The organism is Chryseobacterium sp. Chry.R1 (assembly GCF_039645525.1).
Taxonomy (GTDB): domain Bacteria; phylum Bacteroidota; class Bacteroidia; order Flavobacteriales; family Weeksellaceae; genus Chryseobacterium; species Chryseobacterium proteolyticum.
In genome coordinates, this window is record NZ_CP151793.1 from 498,800 (window position 1) to 524,791 (window position 25,992).

The following is a 25,992-nucleotide window of genomic DNA, read 5'->3' on the forward strand; positions in this document are numbered from 1 at the left end:
TGGTTTTTTTTCATAAATTTAGTTTCTAAAACAAATTTAAGATGAAACAATTTATAACCTTAATGAGTCTGGGAGCCCTATTGCTGGTAAGCTGCAATGCTCCCAAAAAAGAAGCAATAGCAACAGATAAAGCTTCTCAGGGAAAAAATGTAAAAATCGAGTTTACAGGTACAGACAATGTAATTCCCAAAAATGCAAAACTTAAAGTTAATTTATATGGGGTACCTGCTAATATGGCTGATGTACCGGCAACCTTGATCGCAGAGAAAGAATATTCACAGGAAAAAATTCCTTTTACCATTGAACTTCCTGTACCTAACAACCCCGAAAGTCTAATTAAACCGGAAGTAAAGAAAGGAGATCCGGTAAAGTATTACGTTACGATTAATTGGGATTCCGATGGAAACGGAGTTGAAGATAAAGGAGATATCGTTATTGATTATGATAAAAAATTTCCAACCATCGATATTAATCAAGACCATCAACAAATCTTTTTAAAAGTATCAAAATAGAAACATCATATTGTAAAAAATAAAAAAGAGTGAACTTGGATAAGGTTCACTCTTTTATATTTAAAGCTATTAAGTCTTATGCATCTGCAGCAGGAACAAAAACTCTTTGAGCTAATTCCTGATCAAAAAGATATAATGCCGAAGGATTATCACAAACCATTTTGATTTTAGTAACCAATTGAGATGCGCTTGCCTCTTCCTCTACCTGCTCATTAATAAACCACTGTAAAAAAGAAGTTGTTGCAAAATCCCCCTCATCATTTGCATTCTTTACAATATTGAAAATACTTTTAGTTACTATTTTTTCGTGTTCAAGTGCTTTTTCAAAAATATCTGTTGCATTATCAAACTCATGAGGTGGTTTTGGAATTTCTCCGATAATGATTTCTCCTCCTACATCATTTAAATAATCAAACATCTTATCTGCATGCATTAATTCTTCCTTACTCTGAACCCTGAAATAATTGGCAATCCCGTCAAGATCCTTACTTGAAAACCAAGCAGACATTGAAAGGTAATATTGTGCGGCATATTGTTCGTGGGCTATTTGTTCGTTGATTAATTTTGCAATTTTTTCGCTTACCATAATAAAAGATTATATTCAAAATTACGGAATTAAAGCCCGATTTCAAAAAAATTAATGAAAATTAATGTAAAAAGGACGAAATTACTTCCGTCCTCAACACATTAAAAAAACACAATTATAAACTATCAATTTGCATTCGCAGTACCTGCAGGCATCGGCTTAACCATCATTTTTCTGTCTTTCATTTCTGCCTTTCTTTTTTCCATTTTAGCTTTTCTATCAGCCTGCCATTTATCATACTGCTCTGGAGTTAATATCTTTTTCATATCCGCATCCATTTGTGCTCTTTTGGCTTTCATTTCCTCCATCTTCGCTTGTCTCTCTCCTTTATTCTTTTCGAAATCAGCCATCATTTCCGCTTTTCTCTTAGCCTGAAGGTCTTTAATCTGAGCAACCTGATTCTGGTTTAGATTAAGATCTTTCTGCATCTGATCCAGGCGCTCCTGTTCTCTTTGTTGCATTTTTTGCTGCATTTCAGCCTTTCTTGCCTGCTGATCCTGAGGAGTTGTTTGTTGAGCCATTGCAAAGCTTCCCATTCCGATAAAAGCTATTGCTAAAATTAATTTTTTCATTTTTTATATCTTTAATTAATTGTTATACATCTTTTTGATACTCAAACAAAACAGAAGTTAAATGAAAATATTCATAAAAAATGTTAATTTAAAGTATAAAAATCACAAAATAAAAACATAACATTAAAAAAGGACAGATTATAAAAACCTGCCCTTCACACCACTTAAATATAATATATGAAAATTAATTATTTGCCAGTTTTTGTCTGAATCCGGAACCTCTGTTGTCGTTTCCATTATTTTGCTTTCTAAAACCGGAGTTTTCAGTTCTTTGTTGTCTGAATCCTTCTCCTCCTCCGTTCCTGAAACCATTATTGTTTTCTCTTCTCGGTCCATTGTCCCTTACGGCATCCTGATTTCGGTTTGTACGGAATCCACTGTTTCCGGATCTTTCTCTGTTTATATTATTATCACTTCTGAATCCGCTGTTATTTCTAACGTTGTTATCCTGATTCCTGAAACCTCCCTGACTTCTGAATCCATTGTTTCCCTGATTTCTGTTGTCATTATCTCTAAAGCCAGAATAGTTTCTAGTGGAAACAACTTTAAGAGTAGGATTATCCATTCTTCGGAATCTTGCCCTATCTACTCTATAAACATTGATGTTTATATTTCTGTAACGTGGCATCACCGCATATCTTGGAACATAATAGCTTCTTCTGTAGTTTTGAAAGTAAACAATAGGACTTGAGCCGTGATAGTAATTGTTTTGGAAAACAACGAAAACCCTTGGTCCTAAAATTCTTTGCATTGCATAAAATCTATCATAATACCATCTGTCCGGATTGTACCTGTAGAAGTTATTCCAGCTTGAAAAACTGGAGTAAAGATTATTCAGATATAAGATCTGATCAATCTGCCACCGGTTTAATCTGTTTTGAGCAAAGAATACATTCCAGTTTACATTGATGATACTGTTCCTGTAATCATTGTAGTAGCTTTGGTAATAATCATTAGGATAATAGTCCTGAGGATAGTTGTAATAGTAATCGTCAGGGAAATAATTCTGATCGTCCTGGTTGCTGTAGTATCCGTTATTATTATCATACCCATCATCATCCCATCCATTATGTGGATACTGCTGGCCGAACGACAAAGTCGCCAAACCCAGTGCAAATCCTAAAAGTATATTTTTCATCTCAATAGCGTTAATTGGTTAATATATAGTAGAATATCTCTATTCTATCTCTTTGATACGAATAAAAAAAAGAAGTTAAATCTTTTCATTCAACTTCTTTTAAAATATCATTAATTAATTGATAATCAATTGTTAAATCTTACTTCCGACCACTATCTTTTACCCAGTGACTGATTTTTTCATTAAATGCAGTTTTGTCCATTAAGCTTTCTAGGTTCAAATGCATGCGGTAACGCCAGTAATGAGGAAAAACAGCAGGATCATTAATTCTTTCATTATCCATTTCAGGGTTTACAAGCTCTTCATCAGTCGCTAAATATTCCTGAAGAGGAAAAACCGCCAGCATAGCATCATTGTACAAATGCTGCTTCATAATGATTTCCGCCAAATAAGCGTTAAGATCTTTTGGAGCTTTTCCATATTGTATAAGCTGATTATTAAAATATTTTTGAGTTAAATCCGGATCCTCCTTCCACCATTGCCGTAAAGTTGAGCTATCATGTGATGATGCCGTAACAACATTCATATAATTTACAATTTTGGGATTATAAAATGGAATATCATCCGAAGGCATACGCTGGACTTTTAGAGCTATGATACCGAGCTCATCCATCACTACAGGCACACAAGCCGGAACCATTCCTAAATCTTCCCCACAGATCAACATTTTTGTTGCGTTAAGTATCATAGGTAATTTTTCCATGGCCTTTTCGTACCAAAGCTGGTCTTGCCTTCTGAAAAAATAGTCGTGATACAAATTATAGATCGAATTCTTCTCCCAATCAGACAAATAAAAATAAGAATCCGTATTGTATACATTGAATCTTGGATGATACACAGTTTTCCCATTTCTCTCTTCTGTCACAAACAAAACATTTGCGCAAAGAGAAAGAAGCCTTTCTTCCAAAAAGGAATTCTCCTTATTTTTTTTGAAATAGTCCGATAATTTCCTTTGTGTATCAAACTCTTTTTTAAATGAGTAAGTTCCATCGGCATTCTTATTTACAAACTCCAGAACCTTACTACTCTCGTCTGCAAAATACTTCCATAAAATATGGTCATTAATAAAAGGCTTACAATACCGCTCAAAATTAAAAGGAATGTTCAGAGCTTTAAATTCCTCAGCTACTATAGGAACAGCTGGATAAAAATATCCGAGTATACCCTGAGTGGCGGATACGGGCATTCTCCATATTCTGAAAAAGCCTAAAATATGATCTATTCTCATGGCATCGAAATACTGCTCCAAAGCTTTAAACCTGTTCTTCCACCATCGATAATCATCTTTCTTCATGGCTTCCCAGTTATAGGTTGGAAATTCCCAGTTTTGTCCCAGTTCAGTAAACTGGTCAGGTGGTGCCCCAGCCTGGAAATCCATTCCAAACAGTTCAGGTTCAGCCCAGGCTTCTACAGAATACCTGTAAATACCAATGGGCAGATCTCCTTTTACCGAAACACCCAAACTATGAATATGATCTATAGTTTCCTTCAGTTGCTTATGAAGCTGATACTGAACCCAGGCATGAAGCATCGAATCATCATAATCTTTACTTTTTGCAGAAAAAAATGGAGCAATTTTTCCGGCAATATATTTTTTGTGTGTTTTCCAGTTATTAAAGTTTGGCGTTTTATATTTATCCCTCAATACACAAAACGCACAATAAGGAATCAGCCAGCTTTCATTATCTTTTATAAACTTTTTGAAATTTCTGTCTTTATAAATCTTTGTCTTCTGCAAGCTAAAAACAGCTTTCAGAAATTTCCATTTGCCGGCAATTACTTTTTCATAATCAATCAATTCTAAAGCATTCAATTCTTTTTTTTCTGACTGATATTCTTCAACTAAATCATCAGGTAAAGCATAATCAAGATTTTCCAGTGAAATATATTGTGGGTGTAAAGCATAAACAGAAACAGCGGCATAAGGATAGGAATCCGTCCAGGAATAATTAGCTGTAGTATCATTAATAGGAAGAATCTGAATAATACCAAGATCAGTCTTTTGTGCCCATTCGGCTAACTTTTTCATATCAGCAAATTCTCCTACACCAAACCCATCTTCACTCCTTAAAGAGAATACAGGAACTGCAACTCCTGCATCATGGTACATCTGATAAGCTTTAAATTTAAAATAATGGTTGGCAAGGACCTGTAAAACATCAGGCTGAAGATTAGGAACCGTAAATCTATTCTCACCAGTTTCTACGTCGACAACTTTCTGTAAACTTTTATCGTAAATACAATATTTATACTGTATAAATTCATTTTCAGGAATTTCCACTGTTGCTTCCCAAACTCCAAAGTCAGTTTGTGATAAATGAATTACCCTTTCATAATCCCAGCTACCTAAAGATTCAGTGTTCCCAAAAAGAACGACCTGCCAGTCCGGGTTATAAATAGGAGCTTCAATCCTGAATAAATGAGTATGCTTCTTGAGAACCGTAATTTTCTCCGGAACAAACTGATTAAGTTTATTATAAAGAATTTTATTGTTGAGATAGTTTTCAGGAAAGTTCTTATTATTCCACTCATCAAAGATTAAAAATTCTTTATAATTATGGGGAAAATTCAAATGATGAGATACAAACTCTTCCCTCAGGACATTCCCCCTTTCATTGATATGTTGATATTTATAAGAAATAGATTTTGAGAAATAATCTACCTCACATTTCCATAAACCGTTTTCTGTGTAGAACATTTTATGAACTTTAGATGCAGCTCCTTCTTCTTTGATCACCAACTGTAATCCTTCTCCAATTTGCGCGCTGTATCCTACATTAAAGTATAATTTCATCTCTATTTTTTTATAAAAATACACTATAATCTCGAAAAACAAAACTTATTCAAGATCAAATATTCATTAAAAAAACCTTTTCAGTCACTTTGAAAAGGTTTTAAAATCATAAAAATTCAGGATATTATTTAGTGACAATAATCTTCTTATTTAATAATATTTTACCTGAGTCTTCTGTAAGATTTACAATATATGCTCCATCCACTAAATTGTCCAGGAATATTTTTTGGTTTAAGGTTCCTCCTTTAGCAGATATATTTTGTTTCATCACATTTTTACCAGACATATCAAACACATTAAGTATAATATTTTCTTTGATCTTTTGATCATTTATATCTATTGTAATAAAATGCTCGTTAACCTTTGTAGGATAAATATCTACGCGGGTTAAAACATTTGAGCTTACGGATTTATCGTTTACAAAATACTTACTTGCCAGGTCATAAATATGTATATTCAGATCTCCGGGGATTTTATCCGCGGTTAACGTCTTCATATCCACCTCATACAATAGGGCTCCCTTTGCACTTGCAATCACCACCTTTCCTTTTGAATTAACAGCAGAGCCATTCACTGAATAATTTTCAGGTAGGCCGGTGATCTTCCCTATAAACCTTGCCTTAAGTTCTTTTTTCAGAATCTTAAAGACATTTCCTGATGTCGAAAAAACATAGAAATTACCGTCTGCATCAGCAATCATATCTCCACCAAAACCTGTTTCAATAGTTGTAAAAGAATTCTTTCCGTTGGATATATCATCTTTAATAATTCCCAGGTCATGAACCGAATATTGATTACCTGTTCTGGTAATTTGTAAGAATTGGGTTCCTGCATTATTAATAGCATAAACATTTCCATCGTATCCTGTCGCCATTCTCGTTATATGGGAATTAATATCACACGCAGTTACTCTTGTTACGTTGTTTTCTACCAAAGTAATTTCTTTGGTTTTATTGTTTAAAACATACACATTAGAAGAAAACATCGGCATGTATATCAGATTATTTCCCGACGGATCATAAGCTAAAGCAGCCATTGTTGCAGACTGGGCATTGTTATAAGAGTTTTTATCCTCAGTAACAGATCCGTTTCTCGACTGTGAAAATACTTTTGCCATAGAATCTGCTGTCAACACAGTTTCACCGGAAGTTCCATTGATAACATCCAGGGCCCGGAAATCATTAAAAATAATGCTCGGAGTATCTTTTCCGGTAAGCGCGAAGAAATCTTGCTGCCCGGAAGCTTTCACTCCTAATAACAGTAAGATTACAGGAATAAATATTTTTTCATAATTAATAGGATTTATTATCACTAAGTTACATATTTTCTAGATTAAATAACAAAAAATACAATTATTAAAAATTTAATAATACATCAATAGCTTTAATTAGCATATTCATTAAATATAATATTAAATCTAATATTTATTCAAATAAAAAAATCCCACAGATTCTACTGATTTGAACAGACATTCTATTTGAAAGCTGCGTAATCCGTAAAACCTGTGGGAGGTAATATGTAAAAAGATCTACTTTTAATTCAAAACATAAGTAGTTCCGTCTCTTCCATCTTTTAGCTCTATTCCTTCAGCAAGTAACTTATCCCTGATCTGGTCTGAAAGCTCAAAGTTTTTAGATTTTCTGGCTTGATTTCTTAATTCAATCAGAACCTGTAAGGTCTGATCAAGCTTTTCATTATTATTTTCTTCAATAGGCTGTAAACCCAGAACATCAAAAATAAAAGCATGTAAAGTAGATTTTAAATCAGCAAGATCCTCTGTAGAAATGGTTTCTTTCCCATCATTCAAAGCAAAAATAAATTTCACCGCTTCAAACAAATGCGCGATCAGTATTGGTGAGTTAAAATCATCTGTCAGCGCGTCATAGGCCTTCTCCTTCCACTCTTTAAGATTGAAACCTGATTCTTTACTATCATCCGGCACAACAGAATTCAGCACTTTTACGGCTTCCATCAGCCTGATAAACCCTTTCTCACTGGCAATCATAGCATCATTAGAAATGTCCAGGACACTTCTGTAATGAGCCTGAAGGAAGCAAAATCGTACGATTGACGGGTGGAAAGGCTTTTCAAAGAAATCATTTTCACCGGAAACCAGCTGCATCGGCAGGATATAGTTTCCTGTTGATTTACTCATCCGCTGGCTGTTCATAGTTAACATATTGGCATGCATCCAGTAATTAACCGGAGCTACATCATTGCAGGCTTTACCTTGTGCAATTTCACATTCATGATGTGGGAACTTAAGATCCATTCCACCACCGTGAATATCAAATTTCTCACCGAGGTATTTAGTACTCATTGCAGTACATTCCAGGTGCCATCCCGGAAAGCCTTCTCCCCAAGGAGAATTCCATCTCATGATATGAGCAGGCGACGCTTTTTTCCAAAGTGCAAAATCCTGTGGGTTTTTCTTTTCCCCTTGCCCGTCCAGATCACGGGTATTAGCAAACAGTTCTTCTATATTACGTTTTGAAAGTTCCCCGTAATTCAATCCTCTTTTATTATACTCCAGAACATCGAAATAAACAGAACCATTACTTTCATATGCAAAACCTCTTTCAATTAACTTTTGAGTCAGCTCAATCTGCTCTACAATATGCCCGGTCGCCGTAGGCTCAATATTAGGAGGCAAAAGATTGAACATATCTAAAACTTTATGAAAATCCACAGTATATTTCTGTACGATCTCCATAGGCTCTAATTTTTCAAGACGGGTTTGCTTTACAAACCGGTCATTATCTACATTCCCATCATCAGTAAGGTGTCCCGCGTCTGTAATATTTCTAACATATCTTACTTTGTACCCTAAGTGCATTAAAGTACGGTAAATAAAATCGAAGGAAAGGAACGTTCTTACATTTCCTAAGTGTACATTGCTATAAACCGTCGGGCCACAAACATACATCCCAATGTTTCCTTCTAAAATAGGTTTGAAAATTTCTTTTTCAGCAGTTAGCGAATTATATATTTTTAATTGCATTGATTTTAAAATTAAAAGATTTAATGATTTATAATTTAGTTTAAAGTTTTAGTATTAAAAGATTATGACCTTTTAACAGCAGCATTTCTGGCAACAACAAATGATTGTGGTTACAAAAATTTTATCTGAAACTTTTTTAAATTTTATCATTATTAAATTGTTTTTAAATGGTGCTGCAAATGATCCATATAATCCTGAATCAGATACTCCAGCGTATACACTCTCTGCTCTGTCTTTGAAGTATCACAATTTTTATGCAAAACCTCATCCGGCATATTTTCAACAACATTCACGATCTGAAGATTGAGATATTTCCAAAGATTGATCACGTCAGCTATCGGAATATTTTGATAATTCTGAGCTTTCACCCAAAAATTCTGATCGTACACTATATTTTCATTTTCCTTGTATTGGGTAACCACAAATCTCCTGATATTGGTTAGTGCACTATCACAAAGATGACCTAAAATTTCTTTTTTGGACCACTTCTCAGCAGAAAATTTGTAACTCCATTCTTCTTCAGAAATCATTCCAAATCTTTTCACCTCCGCCTCCACGGTATCTTTTAAAATCTGATAATCCATTTCGATTAATCCAAAGTCGTATGACTTCCTACATAGTGCAGGAATTCCTGTCTGGTAATAGGATTAGTCCTGAATATCCCACTTAATTCTGCCGTAATCGTAGAACTTGCCGTATCTTTAATTCCTCTGCAGTTCACACAAAGATGTTTCGCATCAATAATACACGCTACATCTTTTGTTCCCAAAGCTTCTTTAAGGGCATTTACAATTTGCATTGTAAGTCTTTCCTGAACCTGAGGTCTCTTTGCATAATAGTCTACAATCCTGTTAATTTTTGAAAGACCAATTACCTCACCATTTGAAATATAGGCAACATGTGCCTTTCCAATGATTGGTAAAAAATGATGCTCACAGAACGAATATACTGTAATATCTTTTTCCACCAACATCTGACGGTACTTATATTTATTGGAAAAAGTAGAAATTCCCGGCTTGTTTTCCGGAAGTAGTCCACCAAAAATTTCATTCACGTACATTTTTGCAACACGTTTGGGAGAATCTTTTAAGGAGTCATCCGTCATATCCATTCCCAAAGTTTCCATAATTTCCCCAAAAAGCTGGGTAATCTTTTCTATCTTTTCCTGTGGCGATTTATCAAAAGCATCTTCCCTTATAGGCGTATGTTCTTTTCCAGTGAAAATATCATCGTCGTTATCAGTAAAATCAACCATTTTTTATAATTTGCAACAAAAATACGGATAAAATCGATTCATTGATTTCAATTGAAACCAAAAACATTATCTTTCACCCTCTATTTTTATAAAATTTATGATTATTGTTGAAGAAGTACAGGATCAAGAACAAAAAAAAGAATTTCTGCAGTTTCCAGCTGTACTTTATCAGCACGATAAAAATTACATCAGACCTTTAGACAAAGATATCGAAGAAGTTTTCGATCCCAGTAAGAATAAATTTTTAAAAACTGGTGAGTGCCAAAGATTTTTGTTTAAAAATAAAGACAATCAGACTGTTGGAAAGGTCGCTGTTTTTATCAATACTTTCTACAAACAGGATCAGCCAACCGGAGGATTAGGTTTTTTCGACTGCATTAATGATCAGGAAACAGCTAATTTTATTTTTGATTATTGTAAAAACTGGCTGCACGAAAGAGGTATGGAGGCAATGGATGGGCCTATTAATTTTGGTGAAAGAGATAAATTCTGGGGTCTCCTTTCAGATGGATTTTCACCTCCCTTATTTGGCATGAACTATAATTTTCCTTATTACAAAGATCTCTTTGAAAATTATGGATTCAGGTTATATTTTGAACAGCTTTGCTTTTCAAGACCTATCTTCGCGGACGTTTCACGGGTATTTAAGGTAATGCATGAAAAGCACCGCCGAAATCCGTCCATCTCTGCACAGCCTATGAAAAAAAATAATCTGGAAAAATTTGCAAAAGATTTCACGGAGGTTTATAATAGTGCCTGGGCAGCGCATGGAGAAGGAAAAAGACTGGAAGAAGGCAAGGTGCTGAAAATGTTCAAAACTATGAAGCCTATTATCAATGACCATATTTCATGGTTCGTTTATGAAAATGAAAAGCCGATTGCAATGTGGATGAATATTCCGGACGTGAATCAATGGATCAGATACCTCAACGGAAAGTTCGGATGTATAGAAAAATTGAAGTTCCTTTGGTACAAAACATTCAAAAAAAATGAAAAAATGGTCGGATTGGTTTTCGGCGTTATTCCTGAATGGCAAAAGAAAGGAATTGATGGATATATGATCTGGGAAGGAACCCAGCATCTGAGAAAACATACAGATTTTAAAGTAACCGAGCTTCAATGGATCGGAGATTTTAATCCGAAAATGATAAAAATTGCAGAAACTCTCGATACTACTGTGACCAGAAAGTTAATTACCTATCGGTATCTTTTTGATAGGAACAAACCTTTTGAAAGACATCCTATTTTATAAAAAAATCCCTGTTGACAGAACAACAGGGATTCCTTTCATTAATACTCCTTCATTAAAATAATTCCCCTGCGACTTTCTTTATGTTATCACTTTTACCCATAGAATAAAAATGTAAAACAGGCACTCCAAAATCCAGAAGTTCCCGGCACTGATTGATTGCCCACTCTACCCCAATTTGCTTTACAGCTTCATTGTTTCTGGCATTTTCAACTTCACTGATCAATTCTTCGGGCAAATCGATTTTAAATACCTGTGGTAATAATTTTAAATGCTTTTTGGTTGCAATAGGTTTGATTCCCGGAATAATAGGAACCGTAATTCCCATTTCCCTTGCTTTGTGAACAAACTCAATGTACTTTTTATTATCAAAAAACATTTGCGTGACGATGTAATCTGCACCTGCATCTACCTTTTGTTTAAGCCATTTGAGGTCATAGTTCATTGAAGGGGCTTCAATATGCTTTTCAGGATATCCTGCAACTCCAATGCAGAATTTATTCAGTTCGTCACCAACCTCATCTTCATTATGAAGGTATTTTCCACGTCCGAGATCATTAATTTGATATACAAGATCCATCGCACTTTCATGTCCGCCTGGCGTTGCTTCAAAATACTGATGTCCTTTCATCGCATCTCCTCTCAGTGCCATAATATTCTCAATCCCGAGATACATACAATCTACCAAAAGGTACTCTGTTTCTTCTTTTGTAAAGCCTCCACATAATAAATGGGGAACGGTATCTACATTATATTTATGCTGAATAGCAGAACATATCCCCAGGGTTCCGGGGCGCATTCTTGTAATTCTGCGTTCCATCAGACCATTTCCTTTATCAAGATAAATATATTCTTCCCTGGAAGTTGTAACATCAATAAAAGGCGGTTTGAATTCCATTAAAGGATCTATATTCCTGTAAAGGTCCTCAATACCAATTCCCTTTTGTGGCGGAACCACTTCTAAAGAGAATAAAGTCTTTCCATTTGCTTTTTTTATATGTTCAGTAATCTTCATGCTTGTTTTAATCTGCTAAATTAGGTGACAGCCATTTTTTGGCTTCCTGGATGCTACAACCTCTTCGTGCGGCGTAGTCTTTTAATTGATCTTCTGTAATTTTTCCCAATCCGAAATATTTTGCATGCGGGCTGCCAAAATAATATCCGGAGACTGATGCTGTTGGGAACATCGCTAAACTTTCGGTAAGATAAACGCCTATATTTTCTTCTACATTTAAAAGATCCCAAATGGTTTTCTTTTCCAGATGGTCAGGGCAAGCAGGATATCCGGGAGCAGGACGTATTCCTTTATATTTTTCGGCAATAAGTTCTTCATTACTTAGCTCTTCCTGTTTTGCATACCCCCAATATTCTGTTCTTATTTTTTTATGTAAAAATTCGGCATATGCTTCAGCGAATCTGTCTGCCAAGGCCTTTACCATAATGGAATTGTAATCATCATTCGCCTTTTCATATTCTGCAGAAAGCTCATCTGTTCCAAAACCTGTTGTTACACAGAAAGCTCCCATATAATCTGTCTTTCCTGAACTTTGGGGAGCGATAAAATCACTTAATGCGAGATACTCTTTGCCTTTGGACTTTTGAACCTGCTGTCTTAAAGTCAAAAACCTGGTCTGTTCCTGATTATTTTCATCAAAGATGATAATATCATCCGTTTCATTAGCATTGGCTTTAAAAACTCCAAATATGGCCTTTGCAGTAAGAAGCTTCTCATCAAGAATTTTTTTCAGGATCACCTGAGCATCTTTAAAGAGTTCTTTTGCCTGAGCACCTACTACCTCATCCTCTAATATGTTCGGGTATTTCCCATGAAGATCCCAGCTCCTGAAGAAAGGTGACCAGTCAATAAACGGAACCAATTCATTTAGATCCTGATCCTGAAAGATTTGTACACCGATATTGTTGGGTGTAAAGATTTCTTCGCTTTCCCAGTCTATTTTAAAATGATTTCTTCTGGCTTCTTCAATAGAGACGTAATCTTTATCGATCTGTCTGTTCAGGAACTTTTCACGGAAATCCGAATATTCACTTTTTAAGTCATCCACGTACTCCTTATTCCGGTCTCCCAATAAAGAACTTACCACATTTACCGCCCGGGAAGCGTCGTTTACATGTACAACAGCGTTTTTATATTTCAGATCTATTTTTACGGCTGTGTGCGCTTTTGATGTAGTAGCTCCTCCTATTAGTAATGGAAAATCCAGATTCTGTCTTTCCAGCTCAGCAGCAATATACACCATTTCATCAAGGCTTGGTGTAATTAAGCCGCTCAGTCCTATAACATCCACTTTTTCTTCAATTGCCGTCTGAATAATTTTCTCAGCCGGAACCATTACTCCAAGGTCTACGATTTCATAATTATTACAACCCAAAACAACACTAACAATATTTTTTCCGATATCGTGAACATCTCCTTTTACGGTAGCCATAAGTATTTTACCATTCGCAGGTCTTGAACCATCTTTTTCCGCTTCGATGAAAGGCTGAAGATAGGCAACTGCCTTTTTCATTACCCGTGCAGATTTTACTACCTGCGGAAGAAACATCTTTCCGCTTCCGAATAAATCTCCTACAACACCCATTCCCGTCATCAGGTTGACCTCAATAACATGCAATGGTTTTTCTGCTTCTTTTCTTGCTTCTTCTACATCTTCTTCTATAAAACGATCTATCCCCTTTACCAAAGCATGGGTAATTCTGTCCTGAAGAGGTTTTGTTCTCCATTCCAGATCTTCCGTTTTCTCTTTTTTTACAGACTTATGTTTTTCAGAATAATCCAGAAGCCGTTCAGTAGCATCTTCCCTTTTATCTAGAATAACATCTTCTACAAGCTCCAGTAATTCTTTATTGATTTCATCATATACCTCAAGCATCGCAGGGTTCACAATCCCCATATTCATTCCTGCCTGGATCGCATGATAAAGAAAAACAGAGTGCATCGCTTCTCTTACCGTATCATTCCCCCGAAAGGAAAATGAAACGTTACTAACTCCACCACTTACAGAGGCATAGGGAAGGTTTTGTCTAACCCATCGCGTTGCATCGATAAAATCCAAAGCATTTCTTCTATGCTCATCCATTCCTGTTGCAACAGGGAAGATATTTAAATCGAAAATAATATCCTCAGCAGGAAAATCAATCTGATTAACTAAAATATCATATGACCGCTTTGAAATTTCTATTCTTCTGTCTAAGGTATCTGCCTGTCCTTCTTCATCAAAAGCCATCACAATAACAGCAGCACCATATCTTTTTATTGCTTTTGCCTGTCTGATGAATTCTTCTTCCCCTCCTTTTAAACTGATAGAATTCACCACACATTTTCCTTGAACAACCTGTAGTCCTGCTTCCAGGATCTCCCATTTGGAAGAATCCACCATAATGGGAATTCTCGCGATATCAGGTTCGGAAGCAATCAGATTCAGGAATTTAACCATTGATGTTTTACCATCAATCAGTCCGTCGTCAAAATTAACATCGAGGATCTGCGCTCCCCCTTCCACCTGATGTCTTGCAATATCTAATGCTTCAGGAAATTTTTCTTCTTTGATTAATCTTAAAAACTTTTTAGAACCGGCAACATTAGTCCTTTCACCAACGTTGATGAAATTACTTTCCGGTGTTATGATAAGAGGCTCAAGGCCCGATAATCTTAAATATTTCATCAATTTTTTATTCTTCTAAAATGTAATATGCATTATTTGCATTTTGCCTCAGCAACTCCACATGTTTGCCTAAAGCGGTAAAAATTGGAAATCTTTTGTATACTAAACCATGTTCTCTAGCAAACTCTTCTATTTCTTCTGTTATCTCGTTATAGTACATATAGCTATAATTTGGAAAGAGGTGGTGAGCCACATGAAAATTGAAATTCCCCAATACATTTCTGATCATCCAATTATTATTGGTTAAATCATTGGTTACTTCCAACTGATGCCGAATCCAGCTGTATGGAAGTGAGTTTTTCTCATCTAATTTTGGAAAAGCATTATCGGGAAGCGGATGTAATGGCAATAAAACAAACAAAGCAAAAATGCTTGCTGTAATGACCTGTAAAAACCAGGCTCCTATCGCCAATCCAATCGAAACTTTAAAGAATACAACAGGAACAACAATCTGATAAAAGAAATAAAAGAGTTTATAAACAACCATCTTTACTTTCTCAACAACCGGAATGGCGCCCTGGGTTTTTAAAATAACCCTTTCCTTATCAAAGAAATCCCTGAAATCCCTGATAAACATCCAGTTGAATAAATATAAAGGATACACCAGAAAGAAAAACAGATGCTGGTATTTCTGCACTCCTTTTGCCCGGATCCATGGAACAATCAGCAGTAAACCACTCTGCTCTATATCAGTATCCCATCCGTCTACATTCGGATATGCATGATGGCTTGCAATATGCCTTTTCTTCCAGATATAAGAATTGGCTCCCACAAAATCAAAAATTTGCAGTACCCAGCTATTTAATCTTTTGTTTTTGAATATATTATTGTGAGCCGCTTCATGAATTAAATTCAGATAGATCAACACCAACATAATCCCCATTAACACAAAACTCAAAATATAAAGCAAAGATTTCTCAACATTAATCAACGCAAAAACATATAGCCCAATATAAATAAGGGGCAATAAAACAGCTTTAATCTGAATGTAGATATCTCTGTTTTCCTTTATGTTTTCGACTCTCTGGTTCACCTTTTTTCTTAATTCATTAAAGATTTTTGTGTCTTCTGCACTCTTTAAGTAACTCGGCTTTTCCATATGATTAGTTTTAGTTTAACTTAAAAATAATAATACTAAACCGTTATCTTACAATTGATTCAATGAAAAAAATCTATCAAATCATGCAAATTTCCTCAATTTTCTTGGCTCATACTTATTCACTAAGTCTGCTATAGCCCTGATATGTTCAGGGGTTGTACCACAACATCCTCCAATAATATTGATCAGACCTTTTTCCACATATTCTTGTATCTGTTCTGCCATAAACTCGGGTGTCTCGTCATATTTACCGAAAGCATTCGGTAATCCAGCATTGGGATATGCTGAGACATAAAAATCCGAATTATGAGCCAATGTTTCCAGATAAGGTGTAAGCTGATTAGCTCCCAGCGCGCAATTGAATCCGACGCTCAAAAGATTCAGATGTGAAACCGAAATTAAAAATGCTTCTGCCGTCTGACCACTCAAAGTTCTTCCCGAAGCATCGGTAATAGTTCCTGAAACCATTATCGGAATTTTTATTTCTCTTTCATCCTGAATTTCATCAATGGCAAATAAAGCTGCTTTAGCATTTAAGGTGTCAAAGATTGTTTCTACCAGCAAGATATCGGACCCCCCATCCAAAAGAGCTTCGGACTGCTGTTTATAAGCAATTCTCAATTCATCAAATGTAATGGCGCGATATCCCGGATCATTTACATCAGGGCTCAGACTTGCCGTTCTGTTCGTAGGACCAATAGATCCTGCTACAAACCTAGGCTTATCCGGGTTCTTAGCCGTGAATTCATCACATACTTTTCTGGCTATTTTTGCAGATTCATAATTCAGCTCATAAACCAGGTCTTCCATATGATAATCTGCCATTGCAATTGTAGTTCCCGAGAATGTGTTGGTTTCGATAATATCAGCTCCCGCTTCCAGATATTTTCTATGAACTTCTTCAATAGCATGAGGCTGTGTGAGGGAAAGTAGGTCGTTATTTCCTTTAACCAGATGCGGATAATCTTTGAAACGCTCACCACGATAGTCTTCTTCTTCAAATTTGTATCGTTGAAGCATCGTTCCCATAGCCCCATCAAGAACTAAAATTCTTTCGGAGAGTGCCTTATATAATTGTTCTGAACTTTTCATTTTGTAGATTGTGGCTAAAGCCGTTAATATTATTTTTCTTAAATGGGCTAAAGCCCATTTCAATTGAGTTAATCCAATGCCTGTTTTAAATCTGCAATAACATCTTCCACGTTTTCCAACCCTACAGAACAACGTACAAGGCCGGCAGTGATTCCCACTTCATTCCTTTCCTCATCGGTTAATTTGGAATGTGTAGTAGAAGCAGGATGTGTAACAATTGTTCTGGTATCACCAAGATTTGCTGAAAGTGAACACATCTTTATTTTATCTAAAAATTTTCGACCTCCTTCAATTCCTCCTTTGATTTCAAAAGCGACAATATTCCCTCCTAATTTCATCTGTTTTTTTGCTACTTCATAACTTGGATGTGAAGGTAAAAAAGGATATTTTACTAATTCCACATTCGGGTGGCTTTCTAAAAATTCAGCGACTTTCAATGCATTTTCACAATGCTTTTCAACTCTGATGGCTAAAGTTTCAAGACTTTTAGATAAAACCCATGCATTAAAAGGAGACATGGCTGGACCTGTATTTCTTGCAAAAAGATAGATTTCCCGGATAAGGTCTTCTTTTCCTACCGCAACTCCACCAAGAACCCTTCCTTGTCCGTCAATTAATTTTGTTGCCGAATGAACCACAATATCAGCTCCGTACTTGATAGGTTGTTGAAGATAAGGGGTGGCAAAACAATTATCTACAATGAAGATAAGATTATGTTTTTTTGCAATTTTCCCGAAAAACTCAAGATCCAGAATCTCAATTGCCGGATTAGTCGGAGTTTCCAGATATAAAATTTTTGTATTAGGTTTGATAAGCTTTTCAACATTTTCTGCATCTTCTGCCTTAAAATAGGTAGTCTCAATATTCCATTTCGGGAAATACTTTGTAAAAAGTGTGTGTGTAGATCCAAAAACAGACTGGCAGCTTACAATATGATCTCCGGCATCAAGCAGAGTTGCAAATGTTGAATAAATTGCTGCCATTCCGGTAGCAAAAGCATATCCCGCTTCCGCACCCTCCATTTTCACAATTTTATCGGTGAATTCAGTAACGTTTGGATTAGAGAATCTGCTGTATAAATTTTTTGATTTTTCTTCTGCAAAGCTCGCCCTCATATCCTCTGCATCCTGAAAAATAAAGCTGGATGTAAGATAGAGCGGAGTAGAATGTTCATCAAACTGAGTTCGTTCAGTCTGCGTTCTTATTGCAAACGTTTCAAAATTTTCCATATAGTTTTAATTTTAATATCATGTATCAATGCAACAGTTTACCAATGAATCGATCGAATCTGATCTGAGCCATTTTTATCGGCACACTGTTATATCGTTACATTCGTACATTGATTTATTTTGTTTCACTTACTCTTAAAATATCACCAAAAACACCTCTCGCGGTTACCTGTGCTCCCGCACCGGCTCCCATAATTACAATAGGGTTTTCACCATAGCTCTCCGTATAGATTTCAAAAATGGAATCTGATCCTTTTAATTGCCCTAATGCGGAAGTAGCCGGCACAGAAATTAATTTTACATCAAGTTCTCCTTTTTCTTTTTGAAGATCACCATGTAGATCGCCTACATATCGTAGAACATGATCTGCCTCCTGATTTTGTTTAATTTTCTGGTATTCCTCGTCCAATTCTCCCAATCTGGAAATGAATTCATTTTTGTCAATAGAAAGAAGGTTTTCAGGAATTAGATTCTGAATATTAATATCATTGAATTCATTAATCAGATCCAACTCTCTCGCCAGAATCAAAAGCTTTCTTGCAACATCATTTCCTGAAAGGTCCTCACGAGGATCCGGTTCAGTAAATCCTTTCTCCATTGCTTCTCCTATAATGGTTGAAAATTTCTCATCTCTAACTGAAAAATTATTGAAGATATAACTTAAAGAACCTGAAAACACGCCTTTAATTCTTGTAATATTTTCCCCTGACAGGTGCAATAGTTTAATGGTATCGATCAAAGGCAAACCTGCTCCCACATTGGTCTCATAAAGATATCGTCTGTTATTTTTATTCAACGTATATCTTAGTTTACGATATTCTTCTATTGGAAGGGTATTGAAAATCTTGTTGGAAGATACAAGATCAAATCCGTTCTCAGCTAAAGCATGATAATTCTTAACAAAATCCTTACTCGCCGTATTATCAACCACAATAAGATTCTCCAGCTGATTCTCTCTGGAGAAACTGATCAGTTCATCAACATTGGAAGGGCTTTCAGCAACTAAAACCTCATCATTCCAATTATGATCAAAGCCTTTTTTATTGAATGCTATTTTTCTTGAATTAGCAACAGCCACTACTTTAAGATCTATTTTTTTCCGTCTCTTAATTTCTTCGGAAGATTCCAATACCTGGTCAATCAGAGTTTTACCCACATTCCCATGTCCAATGATTGCAAGATGAACGGTTTTAGGTTTTTTGGATATTTCAGATTCAATGATATTCTTAGTTTTCTCATCCTGAGAAGAAGTAACTACAATATTTACTCTTTTTTCACTTGCTATCTGATTCAGAAGCAAAGGAAAAACATTATTTCTTGCCAGTTCCGCCAGTATTTTATTAAAATCTTCAGCTACAAACCCCAGAACTGAAACGTTATTAATACTATAAATCTGAGACACTGCTCCTGATTTCCTTTCCGCTTCAAATTCCTCAATCAGACAATTAACCGCATTTTCAGAATCGTTTTCGTGAACCAAAATTGATATTCCGTTTTCTATAGCCTGTTGTGAGATCACTCCTACACTAATCCTGGCTAAAGTAAGTGCTTTAAAAATTCTACCGTCAATACCGATTTCCCCTAAGAAATCTTCTCCTTCAAATTTGATGATTGATCTGTTCTTTAAAAATTTTATTTCGTTAACATTTTTCATCTGTTCATTCTTTATTGTTTAGCTTTATTACAGGTTTCTTGTAATTGTTCAGTTTCTTTCTGTAATAAAATGGTTTTAATGATATTATTTAATTGTTTGTATTCCATTAGGAAGGCATCATGCCCGTGAACTGAGGTGATCTCGTGATAAGAAATATTCTTTTTTTTACCTTTCAGTTTTTCAAAACACATCCGGATTTCGGAAGCAGGAAAGAACAAATCTGTATCAACGGAGATCAAGTGCATTCGTGCCTGTATATTCTCAAGCCTTTCTTCCTCGGCATTAATGTTCATCAGCAAATGATTCATCAGTTGATAAGATTTTAAACTAAATCTTTCATTAAGAGCTTTTCCGTGATATTCAAGCCAATCTTCCGATTCAAGTTTATTTTTTGCGGTATTGTATTTATTTTGAAATCTGTCGTTTAAAGATTGTGGGGTTCTATAACATAGCATTGCATGGATTCTTGCCTTTTGTAACGGAGCGTCATTTCCATTTAATAAAAATTTCTGAACCATACATTGCGCATGCAGCCAATCATGAGTTCTGAAATCACAGGCAATGGGAATAAATACTTCTGCAAGTTCCGGACGTTTAACCAGCATTTCCCATCCTATTCCTCCACCAAGAGAACCTCCGATAATCGCATATAGGCTTTTAATGTTAAGTAATTCTAGCCCTATTAAAAATATGCCTGCAATATCCGAAGGAGTAAACTCTTCATATTCTTCAATTAAAAAATCATCGTAACCATTTCCGGGAATATTGAAACACAAAACCGTATAGACATTGGTATCAACCACCTGGCCATCTCCTACTAATTGCTTCCACCAGCCATTTGTTCCCGATACATTGGAATTTCCCGTTAAAGCATGGTTGATTAAAATAACAGGTGCCGAAAACAGCTCTTTCCCGAAGGTCTGATAGCTCAACGGGATATTGCATTCCTTTCCGGAATTAGTTTGATACGAAAGATTAATATGTTTTAGTTCTGTTTTCAATTCTATTATACATTATTTATAATACAATTGAAAATGCCACAGGAAATGGCTGAAAAACTCAGTAAGTTATCTGTCCAAAAAATAATTTGGTAGAACGTAGCACCTTCTTCGCTTGCACAAAGGGTTGCTAAGGTTTCATCGGGTCTAATCCCTCAACCTTTCTTGATAACATTTTCAATATTTGAATGATCGAATGGTGCAAAGATATAATATTTTATTTAATTTTTTCATGAAAAAATTAATTTATTCTGAAAATCCCTGTAATCATTATAGTTACAAGGATGTGTTAAGAATTATTCAGATAGAAAAAATTGGAATTATTTTTCAAAAAAATTACCTTCGTAGTGAAAAATGATGAACTATGACTGCAGAAAAACAAAGATTACAGGATATAAAATGGAAAAACTGGGGGCCTTATGTAAGCAACAGACAATGGGGTAATGTTCGTGAGGATTATAGTCCCAATGGCAATGCGTGGAATTTCACCAATCATGATAAAGCTGAAAGTTATGCCTACCGTTGGGGTGAAGAAGGGATTGCCGGAATATCGGACACCAAACAGCTTTTTTGTTTCGCTCTTTCATTTTGGAACAAAAAGGACAAAATGATCAAAGAACGTTTTTTCGGATTGAGTAATCCCCAGGGCAATCATGGTGAAGATATCAAAGAGATCTTTTACTATCTGGACAACACGCCTACCCATAGTTATATGAAGATGGTGTATAAATATCCGATCCATGAATTTCCTTATGATCACCTGCTATCTGAAAACGGCAGACGAAGCAAAAAGGAAGCTGAATTTGAAATCTTTGATACCGGAATCTTTGATAATGATGAATATTTTGATATTTTCATCGAATACTGTAAAGCAGATGCTGACGATTTTTTAGTCCGTATCACAGTTTGTAACAGGAGCCAAAACGATGCACCTATTGTTGTCGCTCCAACAGCCTGGTTCCGTAACAACTGGAAATGGGGATATAATACTTATAAGGGGCAGCTAAACGCCTCATACGACGGCTGTATTGATATTAACCATGATAGTATTTCCATCAAAAAATTCTATTCAAGAAACACCGGTGCCAAAAGTCTCTTTTGTGATAATGAAACCAATACACCGAAATTATACGGAGCTCCTTTAACAGATAACACCTATTTCAAGGATGGTATAAACGATCACATTATTCATAACTCCAATACCGTTAATCCGGAAAAAAGAGGCTCAAAAGCCGCTTTTGTGATTGAAGAAATTATTGGTGGGGGACAATCAAAAACCTTTGATTTCAGGCTGTCGCCAAACGACACCGATGAACCATTTCATCATTTTGATGAGATTTTCAACACCCGGATTGCTGAGGCCAACGAATTCTATGAAGAAGTTCAGCACGATGTAACGAATGATGACGAAAGAAATGTTCAACGTCAGGCTTTCGCGGGGCTGTTATGGAACAAACAATTTTATCATTATAATGTTGGGAAATGGCTTAAGGGTGATCCTAATTTTGATGCACCGAGGGATTTCAACCACTATGTAAGAAATACAGAGTGGAACCACATGCACAATAAGGACATTATTTCAATGCCTGACAAATGGGAATACCCATGGTATGCTACCTGGGATCTCGCTTTTCACTGCGTTCCCTATGCATTAATTGATGCCCAGTTTGCAAAAAACCAACTTCTCTTGTTAACCAAAGAGTGGTATATGCATCCTAATGGACAACTTCCGGCGTATGAATGGAACTTAAGTGATGTAAATCCACCTGTCCATGCTTGGTCTTGTTTCAGGGTATTTAAGATTGATGAGAAGACCAATGGAAAACCGGATCTCCTGTTTCTGGAAAAGGTTTTTCAAAAATTACTTTTGAACTTTACCTGGTGGGTAAACCGTAAGGATAAAAACGGTAAAAATATTTTCGGCGGTGGTTTTCTAGGTCTTGATAATATCGGAGCTTTCGATCGTAATATGGAACTTAAAGACGGTGAGCATCTTGAACAGGCGGACGGTACAAGCTGGATGGCAATGTATGCATTGAATATGATGAGAATTGCAATGGAACTTGCCCAATACTATCAGGTATATGAAGACATGGCCATTAAGTTTTTTGAGCATTATCTTTACATCGCGGAAGCGATGGAAAACATGGGTGATGGAAAAGAAGGCCTTTGGAATGAAGAAGATGGTTTTTTCTATGATGTACTACAACTTGGGAACGGCGAAAGTGTTACGCTTCGTTTAAGAAGTATTGTCGGGCTTATTCCTTTATTTGCTGTGGAGATTATTGATCACGGATTATTGGAAAAAATGCCCAACTTTAAAATAAGAATGGAATGGGTGCTGAAAAATAAGCCGGAACTTACGAAACTGGTTTCCCATTGGGATGAAGAAGGTCATGGCAGAAAACATTTAATGAGTATCCTTCGTAAAAACAGACTAACAAAAGTCTTGACAAGAATGCTGGATGAAAAAGAATTTTTAAGTTCTTATGGGATCAGGGCCATGTCTAAAGTATATGAAGAAAATCCTTTTATTTTCTCTGTTCATGGGACAGAAAATGTGGTTTATTATACCCCCGCAGAAAGTGACAGCAGAATGTTTGGAGGAAATAGTAACTGGAGAGGCCCGATCTGGTTCCCTATTAACTTTTTGATTGTCGAAAGTCTGCAGCGTTTTCATTTCTATTATGGAAACAGCCTGAAAGTGGAATTACCGACAGGAAGCGGAGATAAAAGGAATCTGGATGAAGTAGCACAAAATATCAGTAACAGGCTATGTTCTATATTCCTTAAAGATGAACAGGGACAAAGAGCTTTTAATGGGGGAAACAATAAGTTTAATCACGATGAGCATTTCAAAGATTATATCACCTTTTATGAATATTTTCACGGAGATAACGGACGTGGAGTTGGCGCCTCACATCAAACAGGATGGACGGCAACGGTCGCTAAACTGATGAAACCGAGATAGAATAAAAATGTACCACTTTCTTAAGTGGTACATTTTTTTTATCAATTAATTAACCTTTAGTATTGAACATCATTGATGCCTTAATTTTAGCCATAAACTAAAACAAGCAACAAAAATAATAATTATAATAGATTATTGATAAATATTTCATATATTTACATCGTTAACCTTTAAGAAAATGAAACTCAATGTTTAAATCTTAAAGAAAGAAAATACCCTCAACAACACATAATAAGCATAAAGCCGGATTTTAACAATCCGGCTTTTTTATTTTGTTTATAACATCCTTAAATTTTTTCCCCATTTACAAATACATCATAACCGATTTCTACGTTAGGCTCCAAAGTTTTAGAAACAGAACAGTATTTATCAAATGATAACTGCGCTGCTTTAAAAGCCTTAGCAGGGTCGATGTTACCTTCCAAAAAAAACTGAACTTTAATTGATTTAAAAGGCTTAGCATCATCGACAGGGACTCTCTCTCCTTCTACTTCTGCTTTAAAACCTGTGATATCCTGTCTTTGTTTTTTTAATATGGACACGACGTCTATTCCACTACATCCTGCAACTGCCATTAAAACACTTTCCATGGGAGAAACTCCTTTAGCTCCAGGCTGCGAAGTATTATCCAAAAGAATGGAATTCCCTTGGGAATTTGTACATTCAAACAAAAAGTCATCGTTTATTCTATTAAGTGTTATTTTCATTGTTCTGTTTATATTATTAAATCCTAGAATTAATCTATGATGTATTAAAGTTATCTATGCAAAATTATAAAATTCCTCTTGCTTTGATCTCAAGATATTTATTGATAACGTCAATATTTAAATTTTCAGGAAGGGTATACACTGTATAAATACCATACTTTCGAAGTTCCTGTATGATTAGTTTTTTTTCAAATTCAAATTTTTCAGCAATAACTTCATCATAAATCTCCTGCATACTCTCCGGATTCTTATGAATTAAAGTCTGGAGTTCCGAATTCTTAAAAAATACAACGACCAACAAATGATTTTTTGCAATGCCACGCAAGTATTTTAACTGCCTGTTCAAACCATCCAGCGTTTCAAAATTTGTAAAAAGTAAAATCAGGCTTCTTTGGTTGATTGAATATTTTACATCCTGATAAAGGCGGTTAAAATCACTTTCAAAAAAATTGGTTTTTATATTATAAAGTGATTCCGAAATTTTCTTTAGCTGACCGGATTTGTTTTCTGCAGCTATCTTGTTTTCAGTTTTTTTAGAGAATGTCATCATCCCTGCCCGATCTCCTTTTTTTAATATAATATGAGACAGGGCCATTGTCGCATTGATAGAATAGTCAAGAAGACTTAACTCTTTAAATGGCATTTTCATGGTTCGTCCAGTATCAATCAGCATGAAAATCCTTTGAGATTTTTCATCCTGAAACTGATTAACCATCAAACGATTGGTCTTTGATGTAGCCTTCCAATTGATTGTCCTGATATCATCCCCGGGAACATAATCCTTGATCTGCTCAAACTCCATGGTATGGCCGAGCTTTCTGATTTTTTTGATACCCCCCAATAAGAATTCACTTTGAAGAGCCATTAATTCATATTTCCGTAAATGAACAAAAGAAGGATATGCCGCTAAATTTGCATTTTTCTGGAATCTATATCTTTTCGAAACAAAACCTATCGGAGAAGAAGTATAAACATTTAAGCTACCAAAATTATATTCACCTCTTTCTTTAGGCTCAAGAATATATTGAAAGAATGCATTTCTGCCGGGATCAATTTCTTTTCGAATTAAAAAATCCCTTTTCTGAAACTGAAATGGAATTTCATCGATGATTTTAGTATTGATCTTAAAACCATAATTATTTTTAATATCAATTTTTATTGGATTCTCATCACCATTTGATAACTTTTCAGGTAAGATCCTTTGTGCTAAAACACCTTCTTTTTGATTAAAAAGTAAAAGATAATCTACCATTGCAGCCAAAAAGCAAAGCAAGAGCACAATATGAGCTACATAAATAAAAATTGGAAAGAAAAAAGCCAGAACATAAAGTATCCCCACTCCAATGAGCGTAAAGAAAAAGCGATTATTAATGTATAAGTTTCTCATTTTTCAGGTTGTGGATAACAGATTTTATGGCAGCCTTATAAATCCACTACAAGGAATCTATTAAT

General features: G+C 35.5%; 18 protein-coding genes, 1 pseudogene and 1 riboswitch. Of the genes and pseudogenes, 3 read left to right on the forward strand and 16 right to left on the reverse strand.

All coding sequences use genetic code 11. The annotated features are described in order from the left end of the window. Positions 1–41: 41 nt before the first annotated feature. Entirely contained in the window at positions 42–512 is a 471-nt protein-coding gene (locus AAEU33_RS02400; protein WP_172284364.1) for a hypothetical protein, read from the forward strand. Positions 513–588: 76 nt separating this feature from the next. Here the strand turns inward: AAEU33_RS02400 and AAEU33_RS02405 are convergent, their stop codons facing one another. The 8 genes from AAEU33_RS02405 to folE all read right to left on the reverse strand — a co-directional run bounded on the left by AAEU33_RS02405 (position 589) and on the right by folE (position 9,858). Next, positions 589–1,098 carry a ferritin gene (locus AAEU33_RS02405; RefSeq protein WP_172284366.1) on the reverse strand — a complete coding sequence of 170 codons (510 nt, stop codon included), beginning with the start codon at positions 1,096–1,098 and terminating at the stop codon, positions 589–591. A 125-nt stretch (positions 1,099–1,223) separates the two neighbouring features. Further along, complete coding sequence (locus tag AAEU33_RS02410) at positions 1,224–1,670, reverse strand: hypothetical protein (RefSeq protein WP_345990833.1); 447 nt, start codon at positions 1,668–1,670, stop codon at positions 1,224–1,226. A 184-nt stretch (positions 1,671–1,854) separates the two neighbouring features. Then, complete coding sequence (locus AAEU33_RS02415; protein WP_345990834.1) at positions 1,855–2,808, reverse strand: hypothetical protein; 954 nt, start codon at positions 2,806–2,808, stop codon at positions 1,855–1,857. Positions 2,809–2,947: 139 nt separating this feature from the next. After that, entirely contained in the window at positions 2,948–5,602 is a 2,655-nt protein-coding gene (locus tag AAEU33_RS02420) for a 4-alpha-glucanotransferase (RefSeq protein ID WP_345990835.1), read from the reverse strand. Between the two features lie 124 nt (positions 5,603–5,726). After that, positions 5,727–6,914, reverse strand: a complete 1,188-nt coding sequence (locus AAEU33_RS02425; protein ID WP_345990836.1) for a T9SS type A sorting domain-containing protein — start codon at positions 6,912–6,914, stop codon at positions 5,727–5,729. A 222-nt stretch (positions 6,915–7,136) separates the two neighbouring features. Further along, a complete protein-coding gene (gene cysS / locus AAEU33_RS02430; protein ID WP_172284375.1) occupies positions 7,137–8,603 on the reverse strand; it encodes a cysteine--tRNA ligase in 1,467 nt (488 codons plus the stop codon). Between the two features lie 152 nt (positions 8,604–8,755). After that, complete coding sequence (locus AAEU33_RS02435; RefSeq protein WP_172284377.1) at positions 8,756–9,187, reverse strand: DinB family protein; 432 nt, start codon at positions 9,185–9,187, stop codon at positions 8,756–8,758. Positions 9,188–9,192: 5 nt separating this feature from the next. Then, the gene (folE, locus tag AAEU33_RS02440) at positions 9,193–9,858 is read right to left on the reverse strand and encodes a GTP cyclohydrolase I FolE (RefSeq protein ID WP_172284379.1); all 666 of its coding nucleotides are present in this window, start codon (positions 9,856–9,858) and stop codon (positions 9,193–9,195) included. A gap of 97 nt (positions 9,859–9,955) precedes the next feature. Here folE and AAEU33_RS02445 point away from each other — a divergent pair, with 97 nt between their 5' ends. Beyond that, positions 9,956–11,110: a hypothetical protein gene (locus AAEU33_RS02445; protein ID WP_345990837.1), complete on the forward strand. Its 1,155-nt coding sequence runs from the start codon at positions 9,956–9,958 to the stop codon at positions 11,108–11,110. A gap of 52 nt (positions 11,111–11,162) precedes the next feature. Here the strand turns inward: AAEU33_RS02445 and metF are convergent, their stop codons facing one another. The 6 genes and pseudogenes from metF to AAEU33_RS02475 form a co-directional block, all read right to left on the reverse strand. Next, positions 11,163–12,122 carry a methylenetetrahydrofolate reductase [NAD(P)H] gene (metF, locus tag AAEU33_RS02450; RefSeq protein WP_273650577.1) on the reverse strand — a complete coding sequence of 320 codons (960 nt, stop codon included), beginning with the start codon at positions 12,120–12,122 and terminating at the stop codon, positions 11,163–11,165. A 7-nt stretch (positions 12,123–12,129) separates the two neighbouring features. Beyond that, a complete protein-coding gene (gene metH, locus AAEU33_RS02455; protein ID WP_345990838.1) occupies positions 12,130–14,790 on the reverse strand; it encodes a methionine synthase in 2,661 nt (886 codons plus the stop codon). Positions 14,791–14,797: 7 nt separating this feature from the next. After that, complete coding sequence (locus tag AAEU33_RS02460; protein WP_345990839.1) at positions 14,798–15,889, reverse strand: fatty acid desaturase; 1,092 nt, start codon at positions 15,887–15,889, stop codon at positions 14,798–14,800. 81 nt (positions 15,890–15,970) lie between these two features. Continuing rightward, on the reverse strand, positions 15,971–16,981 hold the full coding sequence (locus AAEU33_RS02465) for a homocysteine S-methyltransferase family protein (RefSeq protein ID WP_345990840.1): 1,011 nt from the start codon (positions 16,979–16,981) through the stop codon (positions 15,971–15,973). Positions 16,982–17,049: 68 nt separating this feature from the next. Next, on the reverse strand, positions 17,050–18,210 hold the full coding sequence (locus AAEU33_RS02470) for an O-succinylhomoserine sulfhydrylase (RefSeq protein ID WP_345990841.1): 1,161 nt from the start codon (positions 18,208–18,210) through the stop codon (positions 17,050–17,052). A 115-nt stretch (positions 18,211–18,325) separates the two neighbouring features. Then, a pseudogene (locus AAEU33_RS02475) lies at positions 18,326–20,865 on the reverse strand (alpha/beta fold hydrolase). A 63-nt stretch (positions 20,866–20,928) separates the two neighbouring features. Then, a riboswitch (SAM riboswitch) is annotated at positions 20,929–21,037 on the reverse strand. A 189-nt stretch (positions 21,038–21,226) separates the two neighbouring features. Between AAEU33_RS02475 and AAEU33_RS02480 the strand changes: the two are divergent. Continuing rightward, a complete protein-coding gene (locus AAEU33_RS02480) occupies positions 21,227–23,833 on the forward strand; it encodes a glucosidase (protein WP_172284417.1) in 2,607 nt (868 codons plus the stop codon). Between the two features lie 287 nt (positions 23,834–24,120). Here AAEU33_RS02480 and AAEU33_RS02485 read toward each other — a convergent pair whose 3' ends face one another. After that, entirely contained in the window at positions 24,121–24,540 is a 420-nt protein-coding gene (locus AAEU33_RS02485; protein WP_345990842.1) for an OsmC family protein, read from the reverse strand. Between the two features lie 64 nt (positions 24,541–24,604). Beyond that, complete coding sequence (locus tag AAEU33_RS02490) at positions 24,605–25,927, reverse strand: DUF58 domain-containing protein (RefSeq protein WP_273650570.1); 1,323 nt, start codon at positions 25,925–25,927, stop codon at positions 24,605–24,607. Positions 25,928–25,992: the final 65 nt, after the last annotated feature.

Excerpts from the sequence above, each read along its gene's own strand:
- AAEU33_RS02400 (WP_172284364.1), top strand. The coding sequence starts at position 42 with ATGAAACAATTTATAACCTTAATGAGTCTGGGAGCCCTATTGCTGGTA.
- AAEU33_RS02465 (WP_345990840.1), bottom strand. The coding sequence starts at position 16,981 with ATGAAAAGTTCAGAACAATTATATAAGGCACTCTCCGAAAGAATTTTA.
- AAEU33_RS02480 (WP_172284417.1), top strand. The coding sequence starts at position 21,227 with ATGACTGCAGAAAAACAAAGATTACAGGATATAAAATGGAAAAACTGG.
- folE (WP_172284379.1), bottom strand. The coding sequence starts at position 9,858 with ATGGTTGATTTTACTGATAACGACGATGATATTTTCACTGGAAAAGAA.
- metF (WP_273650577.1), bottom strand. The coding sequence starts at position 12,122 with ATGAAGATTACTGAACATATAAAAAAAGCAAATGGAAAGACTTTATTC.
- AAEU33_RS02460 (WP_345990839.1), bottom strand. The coding sequence starts at position 15,889 with ATGGAAAAGCCGAGTTACTTAAAGAGTGCAGAAGACACAAAAATCTTT.
- AAEU33_RS02410 (WP_345990833.1), bottom strand. The coding sequence starts at position 1,670 with ATGAAAAAATTAATTTTAGCAATAGCTTTTATCGGAATGGGAAGCTTT.
- AAEU33_RS02435 (WP_172284377.1), bottom strand. The coding sequence starts at position 9,187 with ATGGATTATCAGATTTTAAAAGATACCGTGGAGGCGGAGGTGAAAAGA.
- AAEU33_RS02490 (WP_273650570.1), bottom strand. The coding sequence starts at position 25,927 with ATGAGAAACTTATACATTAATAATCGCTTTTTCTTTACGCTCATTGGA.
- metH (WP_345990838.1), bottom strand. The coding sequence starts at position 14,790 with ATGAAATATTTAAGATTATCGGGCCTTGAGCCTCTTATCATAACACCG.
- AAEU33_RS02420 (WP_345990835.1), bottom strand. The coding sequence starts at position 5,602 with ATGAAATTATACTTTAATGTAGGATACAGCGCGCAAATTGGAGAAGGA.
- AAEU33_RS02415 (WP_345990834.1), bottom strand. The coding sequence starts at position 2,808 with ATGAAAAATATACTTTTAGGATTTGCACTGGGTTTGGCGACTTTGTCG.
- AAEU33_RS02470 (WP_345990841.1), bottom strand. The coding sequence starts at position 18,210 with ATGGAAAATTTTGAAACGTTTGCAATAAGAACGCAGACTGAACGAACT.
- AAEU33_RS02445 (WP_345990837.1), top strand. The coding sequence starts at position 9,956 with ATGATTATTGTTGAAGAAGTACAGGATCAAGAACAAAAAAAAGAATTT.
- AAEU33_RS02405 (WP_172284366.1), bottom strand. The coding sequence starts at position 1,098 with ATGGTAAGCGAAAAAATTGCAAAATTAATCAACGAACAAATAGCCCAC.
- AAEU33_RS02485 (WP_345990842.1), bottom strand. The coding sequence starts at position 24,540 with ATGAAAATAACACTTAATAGAATAAACGATGACTTTTTGTTTGAATGT.
- cysS (WP_172284375.1), bottom strand. The coding sequence starts at position 8,603 with ATGCAATTAAAAATATATAATTCGCTAACTGCTGAAAAAGAAATTTTC.